This window comes from Micromonospora chalcea, from assembly GCF_002926165.1.
Classification (GTDB): Bacteria; Actinomycetota; Actinomycetes; order Mycobacteriales; family Micromonosporaceae; genus Micromonospora; species Micromonospora chalcea.
In genome coordinates, this window is sequence record NZ_MAGP01000132.1 from 1 (window position 1) to 16115 (window position 16115).

The window sequence follows — 16115 nt, forward strand, 5'->3', positions numbered from 1 at the left end:
GTACGCGCGACGTCGCCAAGGCGGTGTCGCTGGGCTTCCAGGCGTCGGAGGATTCCGAGTCGAACTACGACCGGATGAAGCAGAAGGTCAACGACGAACTCAAGCAGCACTTCCGGCCCGAGTTCCTGAACCGGATCGACGACACGATCGTCTTCCACCAGCTGCGTCAGAACGAGATCCTGTCGATCGTCGACATCATGATCGCCCGGATCGAGACCCAGCTGCGGAACAAGGACATGGGTCTGGAGCTGACCGACAACGCGAAGAAGTACCTCGCGAAGAAGGGCTTCGACCCGGTGCTGGGCGCGCGGCCGCTGCGTCGCACGATCCAGCGCGACATCGAGGACAACCTGTCCGAGCGGATCCTGTTCAACGAGCTGACCCCGGGTCAGATCGTGGTCGTGGACTGCGAAGGCGACCCCGACGACACCGACACGTCCACACTCGTCTTCCGGGCCGGCAAGCCGGTGCCGACGGGTCAGCCGTAGGCCCGCCGGCCCACCGCCACCAGATGATCACGCGTCGCGTCGTCGCAGAGCGCCCCGGCCACCCCGGCGGCGTACGCCCGCTCGGGCCCGAGCCCGAGACGCGCCGCCAACTCGTGCTCACGGCCCAGATCGGTACCGAACATCGCCGGGTCGTCGGTCCCGACCGAGCAGCGCAGACCGGCGGCGACGAGGCGGGGCAACGGATGCGCGGCCTCGGACTCCACCACCCGGGTCCGCAGGTTCGACGTGGGGCACACGTCCAGCACCACACCCCGGTCCCGCAGCTCGGCGAGCAGGTCGTCGTCCTCGGCGGCCCGGATGCCGTGCCGGATCCGGGCCGGAGCCAGCTCCAGCAGGTCGCGTACCGAATCCGGCCCGCCCGCCTCGCCGCCGTGCGGGACGAACGCCAGACCGCCGTCGCGGGCGATCGCCACCGCCCGGGCGAACGCCTTCGCCGGCGCGGCCAGCTCCGGCCCGCCCAGACCGAACCCGACCACGCCCCGGTCCCGGTACCGCACGGCCTGGCGGGCGCACTCCTCCGCGTCCGCCGGCGGCAACTCGCGGTCCACGTCGGGCGTCAGCAACACCCGTACGCCGTGCCGCTCGTACGCCTCGGCCGCGCCGTCGGCGTACCCCTCGAAGATGTCCGCCCAGCCGACGCCCCGGCGCACCCGCTCGGCCGGCGAGAAGATGCCTTCCAGGTAGACAGCGCCGTGCGTGGCCGCCTCGGCGGCGTACGCCACCACGACGCGCCGGAAGTCGTCGGCCGTACGCAGGCAGTTGGTGGTCAACACCCAGGTGCGGACGAAGTGGTCGAAGTCGGTGAACTCGTAGAGCTGACGCAGACCCTCGACCGTCTCCGCGGGCAGCCGCTGACCGTTGCGGCGGGCGATGACCAGGAGCGTCTCCGGCCGCACCGTCCCTTCGAAGTGGACGTGCAGCTCGATCTTCGGGGCCGGCACGGCCATCAGGCGGTTCGGAGCGCGCGCCGCTCGGCCATCACCGGCGTCCGCCCCCGCCAGCCGGCCTGCGACACGCCCAGCAGCCAGCGCAGCGGCGTGGCGGAGAGCAACGGCGGATCGGTGACCCGCACCTGCCGCACCGGCACCGTGAGCGTGGCCCGCGCGACGGTGATGCGCTGGGCGCTGCCCGTCTCGGCCGGTATCCGCAGGTCCGCGTCGCCGATCAGGAAGCTGTCCGGCGCGCCGTCGACGAGCGCCGAGGTGGCGTCCCGGTCCGGGCGCAGCAGCAGGACCCGGGCGCGGTGCTCGCCCGGCGGCACGGTGGCGGGCAGCGCGGCCGGCAGTGGACGCGGCGCGGCCGTCCACCATTCGTTGCGCCCCCCGTCGTGGGGCGCCACCGCGGCGAGCAGCAGCCCCGGCAGGTCCACGGTGTCGAGGTGCATCAGCGCCCGGGGGCCCTGGCCGGCGACTATCGCGCGGCTGCGGATCACCGGCAGCAGCGCCGCCACCGACACGCCCGCCAACTGCCGGGCGAGCTGGCGGAACCGCTCCGGGGGCAAACTCACCCAGCGCCGGAACTGGGTGGTGAACGTGCCGACGCTGGAGTACCCGACCTGGGCGCTGATCGCCGTGACGGTGAGCGAGGAACGCAGCAGCAGCCGTCGCGCCTCGGCCATCCGCAGGGCGGCCAGGAAACGTGCCGGTGTCATCGAGGTGGCCTGCTTGAACACGCGATGAAAATAGAAGGGGCTGAACGGGGCAAGGCGCGCCAGCGTTTCCAGCGGCAACGGCCTGCCGAGCTCTCTTTTCATGTGCTCAATCACCCGGACAATGGCGGCCGACCGGCCGTCATGTTCCTTGCAGTCGGCACCTGAAAACTGCCCCATGGCCCCTCCATCGCTACCCGGAAACCGTGACCAATAGTGCTGTGCGGCTCTTGAACGAGTCTTGATTTGCCGCACGCGGGCCGCTCGGGCGCCCTCGGCGGCAGGCGATACGTGCTGGCCGGAGCCGGTGCGGGACCCACTTCCAGGCTTGCGCGCACCCGGCTTCACGCGCCCGCCGAAGCGGTGCCGACGGTCACCTGAGGCAACACAGCAACCTGCGAGAAGACAGTCGCCGAGGCGTTCCGCGAGTATTGGCCAGAGCGGGCACGCCAATCGAAGAACTTCTCTGCAGGCGAGCAGGATCCGCACGCGTACACCCCACGGCGAATTGGACTTGCCATGGCCCGAATATTGTTGGCACTGCGACAACGAATCCTGACGCCGGATAAGCGCGAGGCGCTGTTTGACACACGCGGCTTCCATGTCAAGAACGACGCCGCGCGGCAGGCCCTGGAAAGCGCCGGGCAGAGTTTCATCGGCGGTTTCGGTGACGCCGCCGGGGCGCCGGAGCCCCGGGCCGCCGAGGAACTGCTGGAAAGCCGGCCGGCGCCGCTGCGCGGCTTCGCCTACGAGGGCGCCGCGATGGCGTACGCCCTGATGGACGGCCTCCGCCCCGGCGGCGGCCGGGGCATGGCGCGGTTCCTGGCCGGGCGCGGCGACGCGCACGTCTACATGGCCCATGTGGGCGCCGGCTGGGCCATGGCCCGGCTGCCCCGCTGGCGGCGGCCGGCGATCCTCCCGCCCGACCCGCTGCTGCGCTGGCTCGCCCTCGACGGCTACGGCTTCCACCAGGCCTACTTCCACACCGGCCGGTACGTCCACGAACGGCACCGCGACCCGGCGCACATCTGGCCGGCGGAGCTGCGGCACTACGCGCCGCACGCGGTGGACCAGGGCATCGGCCGGGCGCTGTGGTTCGTCGCCGGCGCCGACCCGGCCGAACTGGTCCGGCTGCTCCACCGGTTCCCCGCCGACCGGCACTCCGACCTGTGGAGCGGGGTCGGCCTGGCCGCCAGCTACGCCGGTGGCGCCGATCTGACGGAACTGCGAACGCTGCGCGAGGCGGCCGGCGAGCACCGGGCGGCGCTCGGCCAGGGCGCCGCGTTCGCGGCCAAGGCCCGGATGCGGGCCGGACACGTGCCGACGCACACCGCTGTCGCGGTCGGCGCGTTCTGCGTCACCAGCATCGAGCAGGCCGCCGCGATCACCGATGCCGCCCTGACCGATCTGACCGACTCGGCGTCGCTGCCCGCCTTCGCGGTGTGGCGTCAGCGGATCGCCGACCATCTCGTACTGCTGGGGAGGTGCTGACCGGGTGTCCATGATCCTGGGTTGGGGCCGACGTCATCTCGCCGGGCTGACCGCCCTGCTGCTGATCGTCGGCCTGTTCCTGATCGCCGAGCCGGCCACTGCTACCGACGAGGAACGGCGACGGGTGGCCGCGGGCTACCGGTTCACGCCGCTGTCCATCGCGATCCCGGGTGGTCTGCCGCAGCAGAGCATCCGCCGGGTCAACAAGGAGTACACGCACATCGACGCGTGGATCTCGTCGGTGGGCGCCGGGGTCGCCATGAACGACATCGACGGCGACGGCCTGGCCAACGACCTCTGCGTCACCGACCCGCGGATCGACCGGGTGGTGGTCACCCCGACGCCCGGGGCGCGCCAGGAGCGGTACCAGCCGTTCGTGCTCGACCCGGCGCCGCTGCCGATGGGGCCGCACATGGCGCCGATGGGCTGCGCGCCCGGCGACTTCAACGAGGACGGTCGCACCGACCTGCTGGTCTACTGGTGGGGCCGGACACCGGTGATCTTCCTGGCCCGCCCGGACGCCACCGGTCTGTCCGCGGCGGCGTTCCAGCCGGTCGAGCTGGTCCCCCGGCCCGCCGCCGCCGACGGCGGCTACACCGGGCCGCGGTGGAACACCAACACGGTGAGCGTGGCGGACTTCGACGGCGACGGTCACGAGGACGTGTTCGTCGGCAACTACTTCCCCGACGGCCCGGTGCTCGACCACACGGTCAGCGGCGGCGTGGCGATGAACAGGTCCATGTCGGCCGCGTACAACGGCGGGCGCGACCATGTCCTGCGCTGGACCGGCGCGACCGCCGACAGCGTCACCTTCGCCGACGTGCCGGACCTCTTCGACGACGACGTCTCCCGCGGCTGGGCACTCGCGTCGACCGCCACCGACCTCGACGGCGACCTGCTGCCCGAGCTGTACGTGGCGAACGACTTCGGCCCCGACCGGCTGCTGCACAACCGCTCCACGCCGGGCCGGGTGCGGCTGGCCCTGGTCGAGGGCGAGGGCAGCCGGCTCACCGTGCCCAAGTCGAAGATCCTCGGGCACGACTCCTTCAAGGGCATGGGCGTGGACGTCGGCGACCTGGACGGCGACGGCCTCTACGACATGTACGTCGGCAACATCACCACCTCGTTCGGCATCCAGGAGAGCAACTTCGCCTTCGTCAACCAGGCCCGGGACACCGACGACCTGCGGCAGCGGCTCGCCGACGGGCGGGCGCCGTTCGTCGACCGCAGCGCCCCGCTCAACCTCGCCTGGAGCGGCTGGAGCTGGGACGTCAAGATCGCCGACCTGACCAACAGCGGCCGGCCCGACATCGTGCAGACCAGCGGCTTCGTCAAGGGCGAGGTGAACCGGTGGGCGCAGCTGCAGGAGCTGGCCACCGCCAACGACACGCTGCTGGAGCACACCTCGGCGTGGCCACGGGTCCGGCAGGGCGACGACATCGCCGGCGGCCAGCCGCTGCGCCTGCACGCCCGGATGCCCGGCGGCGCCTACGCCGACATCGCCGGCCAGCTCGGCCTGGCGGTGCCCATCCCGACCCGGGGCATCGCGCTCGGCGACGCCGACGGCGACGGCCGGCTGGACATGGCGGTGGCCCGGCAGTGGGACGCGCCGGTGTTCTACCGCAACGACAGCCCCGGCACCGGATCGCAGCTGTCCCTGAAGCTGAACCGGCCGCCGGCCGGCGACGCCGCCACCGGCTCCCCGGTGATCGGCGCGGACGTCACCGTCCGCACCCCGGACGGCCGTGTGCTGCGCGGCCGGGTCGACGGCGGCAGCGGCCACTCCGGCCGGCGCAGCTTCGAGGTGCACATCGGCCTCGGCGACGTCACCGGGCTGGTCCAGGTCGACCTGGCCTGGCGGGACCGCACCGGCGCGCCACGCGCGCAGACGGTGACGCTCGCCCCCGGCCGGCACGCGCTCACCCTCGGCACCCAGGCACAGGAGGCGAGTTCATGACGAAGCCACGCGACCCGCGAGTGACAGCGCTGCGCCGCTTCGCGATCTCGATCACCGTCCTCAACATCCTCGGCTACACGGTCCTCGGCTTCGAGCAGCCCGCGCTCTGGCCGGTGTACGCCGTGCTCACCGCGTACGCCGCCGAGCTGCTGCTGGAGGCGGTGGGCGCCCGGGGTGAGGGCCGCGCCCCCCGGTACGCCGGCGGCGTGCGCAACCTGGTCGAGTTCCTCTTCCCCGCGCACATCACCGCGCTGGCGGTGAACATGCTGCTCTACACCAACGACCGGGTGCTGGTGATGCTCTTCGGCGTGCTGGTGGCGATCAGCGGCAAGTGGCTGCTGCGGGCGCCGGTCAACGGGCGGCTGCGGCACTTCATGAACCCGTCGAACTTCGGCATCGCGATCGTGCTGCTGCTGTTCCCGTGGGTCTCCATCGCGCCGCCGTACCACTTCACCGAGAACCTCTCCGGCCCCGCCGACTGGGCGATCGTGGCCGTGATCCTCGTCCTCGGCACGATGCTCAACGCGAAGCTCACCCGCCGGATGTGGCTGATCGCCGGCTGGCTGTCGATCTTCGTGGTGCAGTCGGTGGTCCGGGGCCTGGTGCTGGACACGTCGATCGTGGCCGCGCTGGCCACCATGACCGGTACCGCGTTCGTCCTGTTCACCAACTACATGATCACCGATCCGGGCACCACGCCGAGCCGGCCCGCCGCCCAGTTCGCGTTCGGTGGCGGCGTGGCGCTGGTGTACGGCGTGCTGACCGGCGCCTCGGTGACGTACGGGCTCTTCTTCGCCACCGCGATCGTCTGCCTGGTCCGCGGCACCTTCCTCTGGTCGCTGCACGCCTCGCGCCGCGAGCAGCGGCGCCGCGAGCAGGACCAACCCGTCTCGCCCGCAACGCCCGGGACACCGGCCACCGCCGGTCCCGTCTCCGCGGACAACGGCAAGCGGCCCGTGCCCGCCTGATCCGCGAATCGCACAACCCCAGGAGTGACGACATGAGCAGAATCGCGGTCGTCGGCATGAGCTGCCGCTACCCGGAAGCCGATTCGGTGGCCGACCTGTGGCGCAACGCCCTCAGCGGACGCCGCGCGTTCCGCCGGCTGCCGCCGGAGCGGATGAGCCTGGAGGACTACTGGGACGCCGACCCGGCCACCCCGGACCGTTTCTACAACCGGCACGCCGCCGTCATCGAGGGGTACACGTTCGACCGGATCCGGCACCGGATCGCCGGCAGCACCTACCGCTCCACCGACCTCACCCACTGGCTGGCGCTGGACGTGGCCGGCGAGGCGCTCGCCGACGCCGGCTGGCCGGACGGCGCCGGGCTGCCCCGGGACCGTACCGCCGTGGTGGTCGGCAACACCCTCACCGGCGAGTTCTCCCGCGCCAACGTGCTGCGGCTGCGCTGGCCGTACGTGCGCCGGGTGCTGGCCGCCGGGCTGCAGGAGCAGGGGTGGCCCGACCGGCGGATCGCGGAGTTCCTGGCGGTGACCGAGGAGCGGTACAAGAGCCCGTTCCCGCCGATCGACGAGGACACGCTCGCCGGTGGTCTCTCCAACACCATCGCCGGGCGGATCTGCAACCACTTCGACCTCGGTGGCGGCGGCTGGACGGTGGACGCCGCCTGCGCCTCCAGCCTGCTGTCCGTGGTCACCGCCGCGCGCGCCCTGGCCGACGGCGAGGCCGACGTGGCGGTGGCGGGCGGGGTGGACCTGTCCATCGACCCGTTCGAGATGGTCGGCTTCGCCAAGGCCGGCGCGCTGGCCCGCGACGAGATGCGGGTGTACGACGAGCGGTCGCAGGGCTTCTGGCCGGGCGAGGGCTGCGGCATGGTCGTGCTGATGCGCCACGACGACGCGGTGGCGCAGGGGCGCGTCGTGCACGCGACGATCGCCGGCTGGGGTGTCTCCTCCGACGGGCGCGGCGGGATGACCCGGCCGGAGGCGCAGGGCTACCGGCTGGCGCTGGACCGGGCGTACCAGCGGGCCGGCTTCGGCATCGGCACGGTCCCGCTCTTCGAGGGGCACGGCACCGGCACCGCCGTCGGCGACGCCACCGAGCTGCGTGCCCTCTCCGCCGCCCGGCGCGACGCCGGGGCCACCGATCCGGCCGCCATCGGCTCCATCAAGGCGCTCATCGGGCACACCAAGGCCGCCGCCGGGGTGGCCGGGCTGATCAAGGCGACCATGGCGTTGCGGCACGCCATCGTCCCGCCCACCGCCGGGTGCGCCCGTCCCCGCGCGGAGCTGACCGCCGCGGACCGTACGCTGCGCGCCGCGCCGGTGGCCGAGCCGTGGCCGGACGGGGCGCCGCTGCGCGCCGGGGTCACCGCGATGGGCTTCGGCGGGATCAACACCCACCTGGTGCTGGAGGCCGGCCCGTCCGCCGTGCCGGAACGTGTCCGGCGGCAGCAGCTGCGGCTGGCCCGGCACACCCAGGACGCCGAGCTGCTGCTGCTCGACGCGGCCGACCCGGTGGCGCTGCGGGAACGGGTGGCCGCGCTGCTGGATCCGCTGGCCCGGCTGTCGTACGGCGAGCTGACCGACCTGGCCGGCGCTCTGGCCGGCGAGGTACGCGGCCGGCCGATGCGGCTGGCGGTGGTCGCCGCCTCCCCCGCCGAGGCGGTGGACCGGTTCGAGCGTGCCCTGGCGGCGCTCGACCGGGGCGAGGAGGAGTTGTTCGCCGACGGGCTGGCGTTGCGGCGCACGCTGCGCCCGGCCCGGCTCGGGTTCCTCTTCCCCGGCCAGGGCTCCGGCCGCGGCGTCGACGGAGGCGCGCTGGCCCGGCGTTTCCCGGCCGCCGCCGAGGTGCACCGCCTGGCGGCGCTGCCGGCCGACGCGGACCCGGTGGCCACCGAGGTGGCCCAGCCGCGCATCGCCGCGGGTTCCCTGGCCGGCCTGCGGGTGCTCACCGAACTGGGCGTCGAGGCGCGGGTGGCGGTCGGGCACAGCCTCGGCGAGATCACCGCGCTGCACTGGGCCGGCACCGTCGACGCGGAGGCGCTGCTGCGGATCGCCGCGGCGCGCGGCGCGGTCATGGCCGGCTGCCGGGAACCGGGCACGATGGCCGGCATCGCCGCCGACGACACCGCCACCACCCGGCTGATCGGCGCCGAACCGGTGGTGGTGGCCGGCTACAACGGGCCGCGGCAGACGGTGGTCGCCGGCCCGTCCGACGCGGTCCGGCGGGTGTGCGAGCGGGCCACCGACGCCGGTGTGCACTGGGCGGACCTGGCCGTCTCGCACGCGTTCCACTCCCCGCTGATGGCGTCGGCCGCCCGCGAGTTCGGCGACTGGCTGGAAGGGGTCCGCCTGGCCCCGCCGCGCCGGCCGGTGGTCTCCACAGTCACCGGCGCGGAGCTGACCTCCGGCACCGACCTGGCGGCGCTGCTGCGCCGGCAGATCACCGAGCCGGTGCGCTTCGCCGCGGCGGTCACCGCGGCCGGCCGGCGGGTGGACGCGCTGGTCGAGGTCGGTCCCGGCCAGGTGCTCGCCCGGATGGCCCGGGAGCTGGTCGACGTGCCGGTGTTCGCCACCGGCACGGACGCGCCGACGCTCGCCGGGTTCCTCGGCACTGTCGGCGCGCTCTGGGCTCTGGGCGCGCCCGTGGACCACGCCGCGCTGGTCAGCGACCGTCCGATCCGTCCGCTCGACCTGGCCGCGCGGCGGCGCTTCTTCGCCAACCCGTGCGAGGCCGCGCCCGCCGTGGCCGTGGCGGCGGCGTCCCCGACCGGGGCCACCCCGCAGGCCGCGGGCGGGCCGGTGACCGTCGACGAGACGGCCCCGGCCGGAGGCGGACCGGCGGCCGACCCGCTGGCGGTGCTGCGCCGGCTGGCCGCGTCCCGCGCGGAGCTGCCGCCCGAGAGCGTCGGCGCGGACACCCGGCTCCTCGACGGTCTGCACCTCAGCTCGATCGCCGTGGGTCAGCTGGTGAACGAGGCCGCCCGGGAACTGGGCCTGCCCGCGGTGCAGGCGCCGACGAACTTCGCCACCGCCACGCTGCGGGAGATCGCCGACGCGCTGCGGGAACTGGACCCGGCCGCCCCGCCCGCCGACCGGCGGGTGGACGGCGTCGCCCCGTGGGTGCGCGGTTTCACAGTCGAGCTGGTCGAGCAACCGGTGGAGCCGGCCGGCGCCGGCCCCGGCGGCCCGGGTGCCTGGCAGTGGTACGCGCCGGCCGGGCACCCGTACGCGGAGGCGCTGCGCGACGCGCTCGCCGGTGCGGGCGTCGGCGGCGGCGTGCTGCTCTGCCCGGGCGAGGAGGTGGACCTGGACCTCGCGTTGCGCGCCGTCCAGGCGGCGGTGGCCCAGCCTCCGGGTGCCCGCCTGGTGGTCGTCCAGCACGGCCGGGGCGTCGCCGGGCTGGCCCGTACCGCCCGGCTGGAGGGCTCGGGTCTGCACGTGACGCTGGTCGAGGCGGCCCCGGCCGACGACCTGGTGGACCGGGTGGTGCGCGAGGTGGCGGCCACCGACGGGTACGCCGAGTCGCACCTCGGCCCGGACGGCCGGCGGCGGGTCCCCCTGCTGCGGCCGCTGCCGCCGCCCGGCCCGGCACGCCCGGGTCCGGCCGGTCCGCCGCTGCGGCCGGACGACGTCCTGCTGGTGACCGGCGGCGGGAAGGGCATCACCGCCGAGTGCGCGCTCGCCCTGGCCCGGGACACCGGGGCGCGGCTGGCGCTGCTGGGCCGGGCCGACCCGGCCGCGGACCCGGAGCTGGCCGCGAACCTGACCCGGATGCGGGAGGCGGGGGTGCGCCTGCGGTACGTGCGCGCCGACGTCACCGACCCGGAGGCGGTACGCGCCGCGGTGGCGCAGGTACGCGCGCACCTGGGCCCGGTCGCCGGGGTCCTGCACGGCGCCGGGGTCAACCGGCCGGCCGCCCTCGGCGCGCTGGACCCGGACACCCTGCGCGCCACGCTGGCGCCGAAGGTGGACGGCCTGGCGCACGTCCTCGCCGCGGTCGAGCCGGACGAGCTGCGGCTGCTGGTGACGTTCGGCAGCGTGATCGGGCGCGGCGGCCTGCCCGGGGAGGCGCACTACGCGCTGGCCAACGACTGGCTGGCCCGGCTGACCGCCGAGGCCGGCCGGCGCTTCACCGGATGCCGCGCCGTCTGTCTGGAATGGTCGGTCTGGTCCGGCGTCGGCATGGGTGAACGGCTCTCCGCCGTCGAGTCGCTGCTGCGCGCCGGCATCACCCCCATCCCGCCGGACGAGGGCGTCCGGCTGCTGCGCCAGGTGCTGGCGCTGCCCCGGCTGCCCGCCTCGGTGGTGGTCACCGGCCGCACCGACGGGCTGGACACGCTGCGGCACGAGCGGCGGGAGCTGCCGCTGCTGCGCTTCCTGGAACGTCCGCTGGTGCAGTACGACGGCGTGGAGCTGGTGGTCGAGGCGGACCTGTCGGCCGAGAGCGACCCGTACCTCGCCGAGCACGACCTGGACGGCAACCTCCTGCTGCCCGCGGTGCTCGGCATGGAGGCGATGGCGCAGGTGGCCACCGCGCTCGCCGGCGCCACCGGCGTGCCCGTGCTGACCGGCGTCAGCTTCCCCCGGCCCGTGGTGGTGGCCCGCGGCGGGCGCGTCACCGTCCGGATCGCCGCGGTGCAGGCCGAGGCGGGCGTGGTGGAGGTGGCGATCCGCAGCGACGAGACGGGCTTCGCGGCCGACCACTTCCGGGGCACCGTCCGCTTCGAGCCGGACGAGGGCGACCGGGAGGCGCCGGGCGTGACCGGCGGGCTGCCGCCGGTGCCGCTGGAGCCGGGCCGGGACCTCTACGGTGACCTGCTCTTCCAGGGCGACCGGTTCCGCCGGCTGGTGCGCTACCACCGGGTCGCGTCCCGGCGGGCCGAGGCGGACGTCGCCACCACCGAGGACATGCGCTGGTTCCACGCGTTCCTGCCGCAGCGGCTGCTGCTCGGCGACGCGGGCGCGCGGGACGCCTTCCTGCACGGCATCCAGGTCTGCGTGCCGGACGCGACGCTGCTGCCGATCGCCGTGGACCGGGTGGAGCCGGCCGGGCCGAAGCTCGCCGCCACCGAGCAGGTCCGCTTCGTGGCGGTGGAGCGGGAGCACCGCGACGACACCTACCGGTACGACGTGACGGTCCTCGGCGCGGCCGGGACGGTGGTGGAACGCTGGCTCGGTCTGCGCCTGCGCGCGGTGCGCCACCGCCCGGCCGCCCTGCCGTGGCCGCCGGCGCTGCTCGGACCGGCGCTGGAGCGGCGGCTGGGCCGGCTGCTCGACGCCGACCTGGCGGTGGTGGTGGAACCGCGTCCGGACCGGACCGGCGGAGCACGACGGGAGGTCACCGCCGTCGCCGTCGGACGGGCCGTGGGGCGGCCGGTACGGCTGCGGTACCGGCCGGACGGGCGGCCCGAGGAGGTCAACGGCCGGCACGTCTCCGCCGCCCACAGCGACGTCGCCAGCCTGCTGGTGGCCGGCGCCGGGCCGCTCGCCTGCGACCTGGAGGTGGTCCGGCCCCGGCCCGCCGAGGTGTGGGCCGACCTGCTCGGCCGGCACGCCGGGCTGGCCGGGCAGATCGCCGCCGACCTCGGCGAGGACGCCGACGTCGCCGCCACCCGGGTCTGGTGCGCCAAGGAGTGCCTGGTCAAGGCGGGGTTGCCGGTGGACGCCCCGCTCACGGTGGCCGGCGGCGACGGCGAGTGGGTGCTGGTGCGCAGCGGCCGGGTCACGGTGGCCACCGGCCCGGTCCGTATGACCGGCGAGCCACAGCCGGTGGTCGTCGCCGTCCTCACCGCGACGGGGGTGTGACATGTCCGCCTGGTACGAGTACCGCCACGTGGTCGGGTTCGAGGAGACGAACCTCGTCGGCAACGTCTACTACGTCAACTACCTGCGCTGGCAGGGCCGCTGCCGGGAGATGTTCCTGCGTGAGCACGCCCCGGCGGTGGTCGACGACCTGCGCGCCGGGTTGAAGCTGTTCACGCTGCGGGTGGACTGCGAGTACCTCGCCGAGCTCGACGCGTTCGACGAGCTGCGCATCCGGATGAGCCTGACCGAGCTGACCCAGACGCAGCTCGGCCTGGCCTTCGACTACCTGCGCGACGGCCCGGGCGGGCTGGTCCCGGTGGCCCGGGGGCACCAGCGGATCGCCTGCATGCGGGAGGTCGCGGGGCAGGTGGTGCCGACCCGCGTGCCGACGCCGCTGGTGCGGGCGCTGGCGCCGTACCGGGCGGCCGAGGGGGTGGCCGGCCGTGCCTGAGCGCGCCGTGGACGCGCCGCCGGCCGCCGCCGCGCTGCGTACGGTGCTCGGCGAGTTCGTCACCGGCGTGACGGTGCTGACGGTCGGTGGTCCGCTGCCGCACGGGATGACGGCGAACTCGTTCACCTCGGTCTCGCTGGACCCGCCGCTGGTGCTGCTCTGCGTGAGCCGGGACAGCCTGATGTCCGCCTGCCTGTCCGACGCGGACGGGTTCGGCATCTCCGTCCTGGCCGGGGGGCAGGAGCGCCTGGCTCGGCACTTCGCCGACCGGCGCCGGCGGCCCGGGCGCGCGCAGTTCGCCACTGTCGGCTGGTCGCCGGGCGAGCGGACCGGAGCGCCCCTGCTGCACGGGGCGCTGGCCTGGCTGGAGTGCCGGCCGTGGCGCTGCCACGACGGCGGCGACCACGTGATCGTGGTGGGCCGGCTGGTGGTCGCGCGCACGGCCGCCGACAGCGACGCCCTGATCTTCCGGCGGGGCCGGTTCGACAGGTACGGGAACTCCCACCCGGCCGCCGGCCGCCGGCACGTCCAACCGCTCCTGAAGGAGGCGCAGTGACCCTGTCGGACAAGCGCGACGCGGGCGCTTCGGGGCTCGATCTGAACGGCAGCCGGCACCGGGCTGCCCTGCAGATCTTCCTCGTCGTCGTCATCGCCCACTGGGCCGAGCACCTGGTGCAGGCCGCGCAGATCTGGGTGTTCGGCTGGTCCCGGCCGGAGGCCCGGGGCGTACTCGGCATGCCGTTCCCGTGGCTGGTGGAGAGCGAGTGGCTGCACTACGGGTACGCGCTGGTCATGCTCGCCGGTTTCTGGCTGCTGCGCGGCGGCTTCGTCGGCCGCGCCCGGACCTGGTGGATGGCGGCGCTGCTGATCCAGGTGTGGCACCACCTGGAGCACCTGCTGCTGCTGGTGCAGTCGCTGACCGGCAGCAACCTGGCCGGGCAGCCGGTGCCGACGAGCCTGCTGCAACTGGTGGCGCCCCGGGTGGAGCTGCACCTGTTCTACAACGCGGTGGTGTTCCTGCCGATGGTGGTGGCGATGTACCTGCACCGCACGCCGCTCGCCGACGAACTGGCCCGGATGCGGTGCAGTTGCCGCCGGGTGGCCGAAGTCCGGTGAGGCGCGGGCCGGGGCTGAGGTGGCTGGCGGCGGGTCTGCTCACGCTGCTCGCGCTCGGCCTGGCCGGGCTGACCCTGGCGGCGCAGCTGCGGCCGGCGCGGTTGGTGACCACCGACCCGCCGGCCGGCGCCCGGCTGACCACGGCCCCGGCGGCGGTGACGCTCACCTTCAACGGCCCGCTCGACGCCGAGCGGACCCATGTCTGGTTGATCGGCCCGGGCGGCGCGTTCGGCGCGACGGGCGCGCCGCGCTACCGCGACAACGGCGTCGAGGTGCCGGTGACGGTCGTGGGTGACGGGCGCTACCGGGTCGGCTACCACGCTCAGCTCGCCACCGGGCAGACCGCCACCGGCGTGGTCCCGTTCACCGTCGCCGCCGGGCTCGGCGCGCCGCCGCGGGCCGCCCCGGCCGCGTCCCCGCCGGCCACCGCGCCGCCGGACGGGTCCGCCGGGGGCGGCCACCACGGGGGTACGGGCGGAGCGGCCGGCCTGGCCCTGCTGCTGGCGCCGGTGGTCACCGGAGCGGTCCTGCTCGTGCTGATGGCGCGGGGACGGCGTGACCGGCCCGCCGGCGGCACGCCCTCGTCGGCCGGTCCGGGGCCGGGCGGGCGACGGCGGGCCTGGGTGCTGCGGGAGCCGGAGGACGCCGGCGGCCGGCCTGCCGACCGCGAACCGGCCCGGCCGGGCGGGTGACCTGACGGACCACAGGAGGGAAAGCGATGTCCGTATCGACAGATGCCGCCGCGGTGAAGGCCGAACAGCGGCGGACCTGGGACGCCGTCAGCGACGGCTGGACCCGCGAGTGGGAGACCTTCGAGCGGGGCGGCGCGGCGCTCACCGCGCGGCTGCTGGCCCTGGGTGGTGTACGGCCGGGGCACCGCGTCCTGGACGTCGCGACCGGTCCGGGGGAGCCGGCGCTCAGCGCCGCCGACATCGTCGGCCCGGCCGGCACGGTCACCGGCGTCGACCTCTCCCCCGCCATGCTCGCCGTGGCCCGCCGCCGGGCCGAGGGCCGGCGCAACGTCAACTTCCTCGTCGCCGACCTGGAGACGGTGGAGCTGCCGCCGCACGCGTTCGACGTGGTGCTCAGCCGGCTCGGCCTGATGTTCGCCGTCGACCCCGGCGCCGCGTTCGGCCGGATCGCCCGGCTGCTCGTCCCGGGCGGCGTGCGCGCCGCGGCGGTGTGGGCGCCACCGCCGCGGGTGCCGCTGATGTCGCTCGGGTACGGCGTGCTCGCGCGCCGGCTGGACCTGCCGTCCGGGCCACCGGACGCCCCCGGCCCGTACCGCCTGTGCGATCCAGAGGCGCTGGCGGCCGGGCTGACCGACGCCGGCCTGCGGGACGTGACAGTCGAGGAGTACCCGGTCCCGTTCCGGTTCCACGACCCGGCCGAGTACGCGCGGTTCACCCGGGCGGTGGCGCCGCCACCGGTACGCCGCCGGGTAGAGGCGCTCGATCCGGCCGGGCGGGACGCGCTCTGGGCGGAGGTGGCCGCCGCCGCCGAGGGACGCGCCGGCCCGGACGGACTGGTCGACCTGACCTCGACCGCGCTCACCGTCCGCGCGGTCGCCCCGGCCTGACCCCCATCCATCGCTACGAAAGGACCGAGATGACCACCGAACTGCAACGCCGCAAGCTGGAGAAGGTCTTCGCCTCGTACGACGCCGACGGGGACGGCGTCATCGACGGGCTGGACATCACCGCGATGGCCCAGATCTGGTGCGACACGTACGGCGTGGCGCCGTACTCGCCGGGCTGGCGGCGGATCCACGGCGCGGCGGCCCGGATGTGGCGCGGGATGCGCGGCAGCGACGGGCCCGACGGCGAGAAGCGGGTGACGGTCGCCGAGTGGGTGGCGTGGGCCGACAAGCCGGAGTTCCCGGAGTTCGTGACGAACGCGGCGGTGCCGTTCAGCCTGGCCGTGTTCGACGTGGCCGACGCGGACCGGGACGGGCGCATCAACCACGCGGAGATGTTCGCAGCGCAGAGCAAGAGCGGCATGCGCTCGGAGGACACGCAACGGATCTTCGACCGGCTCGACACCGACCGGGACGGCTACCTCACCACCGAGGAGTACGGCCGGGCGGCGCACGAGTTCTACCTCAGCGCCGACCCGGACGCGCCGGGCAACGTGATCGCCGGGGAGCTCTGAGCGGCCGGACGCCCGGCCGC

At 74.9% G+C, this 16115-nt stretch carries 12 protein-coding genes and 1 pseudogene; 11 read left to right on the forward strand and 2 right to left on the reverse strand.

The window, feature by feature from the left end; all coding sequences use genetic code 11:
- Positions 1 to 488, forward strand: a pseudogene (locus BAW75_RS21445) (AAA family ATPase); the annotation flags it as partial.
- On the opposite strand, the gene add reads toward BAW75_RS21445, so the two are convergent.
- Together add and BAW75_RS21455 are read right to left on the reverse strand one after the other, a co-directional pair.
- The gene (gene add, locus BAW75_RS21450; RefSeq protein ID WP_208635286.1) at positions 479 to 1456 is read right to left on the reverse strand and encodes an adenosine deaminase; all 978 of its coding nucleotides are present in this window, start codon (positions 1454 to 1456) and stop codon (positions 479 to 481) included. The pseudogene BAW75_RS21445 and the gene add sit on opposite strands and share 10 nt — an antisense overlap.
- Positions 1456 to 2262 carry a helix-turn-helix domain-containing protein gene (locus BAW75_RS21455; RefSeq protein WP_223201160.1) on the reverse strand — a complete coding sequence of 269 codons (807 nt, stop codon included), beginning with the start codon at positions 2260 to 2262 and terminating at the stop codon, positions 1456 to 1458. Before BAW75_RS21455 ends, add begins: the two co-directional genes overlap by 1 nt.
- A 414-nt stretch (positions 2263 to 2676) precedes the next feature.
- On the opposite strand from BAW75_RS21455, the gene BAW75_RS21460 reads away from it, so the two are divergent.
- Genes BAW75_RS21460 through BAW75_RS21505 form a run of 10 tightly spaced genes read left to right on the forward strand, consistent with a single transcriptional unit; the run spans position 2677 to position 16095 of the window.
- Positions 2677 to 3648 (forward strand): DUF1702 family protein, encoded by a 972-nt coding sequence (locus BAW75_RS21460; RefSeq protein ID WP_104114689.1) that lies wholly within the window; start codon positions 2677 to 2679, stop codon positions 3646 to 3648.
- A 4-nt stretch (positions 3649 to 3652) separates the two neighbouring features.
- Positions 3653 to 5605 carry a CRTAC1 family protein gene (locus BAW75_RS21465; RefSeq protein ID WP_104114690.1) on the forward strand — a complete coding sequence of 651 codons (1953 nt, stop codon included), beginning with the start codon at positions 3653 to 3655 and terminating at the stop codon, positions 5603 to 5605.
- On the forward strand, positions 5602 to 6573 hold the full coding sequence (locus BAW75_RS21470; RefSeq protein ID WP_043325264.1) for a hypothetical protein: 972 nt from the start codon (positions 5602 to 5604) through the stop codon (positions 6571 to 6573). Before BAW75_RS21465 ends, BAW75_RS21470 begins: the two co-directional genes overlap by 4 nt.
- Positions 6574 to 6605: 32 nt before the next feature.
- Positions 6606 to 12377 carry a type I polyketide synthase gene (locus tag BAW75_RS21475; RefSeq protein ID WP_104114691.1) on the forward strand — a complete coding sequence of 1924 codons (5772 nt, stop codon included), beginning with the start codon at positions 6606 to 6608 and terminating at the stop codon, positions 12375 to 12377.
- A gap of 1 nt (position 12378) precedes the next feature.
- Positions 12379 to 12828, forward strand: coding sequence for an acyl-CoA thioesterase (locus BAW75_RS21480; RefSeq protein WP_030503316.1), 450 nt, complete (start codon positions 12379 to 12381; stop codon positions 12826 to 12828).
- A complete protein-coding gene (locus tag BAW75_RS21485; RefSeq protein ID WP_244206207.1) occupies positions 12821 to 13384 on the forward strand; it encodes a flavin reductase family protein in 564 nt (187 codons plus the stop codon). The genes BAW75_RS21480 and BAW75_RS21485 overlap by 8 nt, the downstream gene beginning before the upstream one ends.
- Complete coding sequence (locus BAW75_RS21490; protein ID WP_051611104.1) at positions 13381 to 13944, forward strand: hypothetical protein; 564 nt, start codon at positions 13381 to 13383, stop codon at positions 13942 to 13944. The genes BAW75_RS21485 and BAW75_RS21490 overlap by 4 nt, the downstream gene beginning before the upstream one ends.
- Entirely contained in the window at positions 13941 to 14636 is a 696-nt protein-coding gene (locus tag BAW75_RS21495; protein ID WP_167435598.1) for a copper resistance CopC family protein, read from the forward strand. Before BAW75_RS21490 ends, BAW75_RS21495 begins: the two co-directional genes overlap by 4 nt.
- A gap of 26 nt (positions 14637 to 14662) precedes the next feature.
- The gene (locus tag BAW75_RS21500; protein ID WP_104114694.1) at positions 14663 to 15523 is read left to right on the forward strand and encodes a class I SAM-dependent methyltransferase; all 861 of its coding nucleotides are present in this window, start codon (positions 14663 to 14665) and stop codon (positions 15521 to 15523) included.
- Positions 15524 to 15552: 29 nt separating this feature from the next.
- Positions 15553 to 16095 (forward strand): EF-hand domain-containing protein, encoded by a 543-nt coding sequence (locus BAW75_RS21505; RefSeq protein WP_104114695.1) that lies wholly within the window; start codon positions 15553 to 15555, stop codon positions 16093 to 16095.
- Positions 16096 to 16115: the final 20 nt, after the last annotated feature.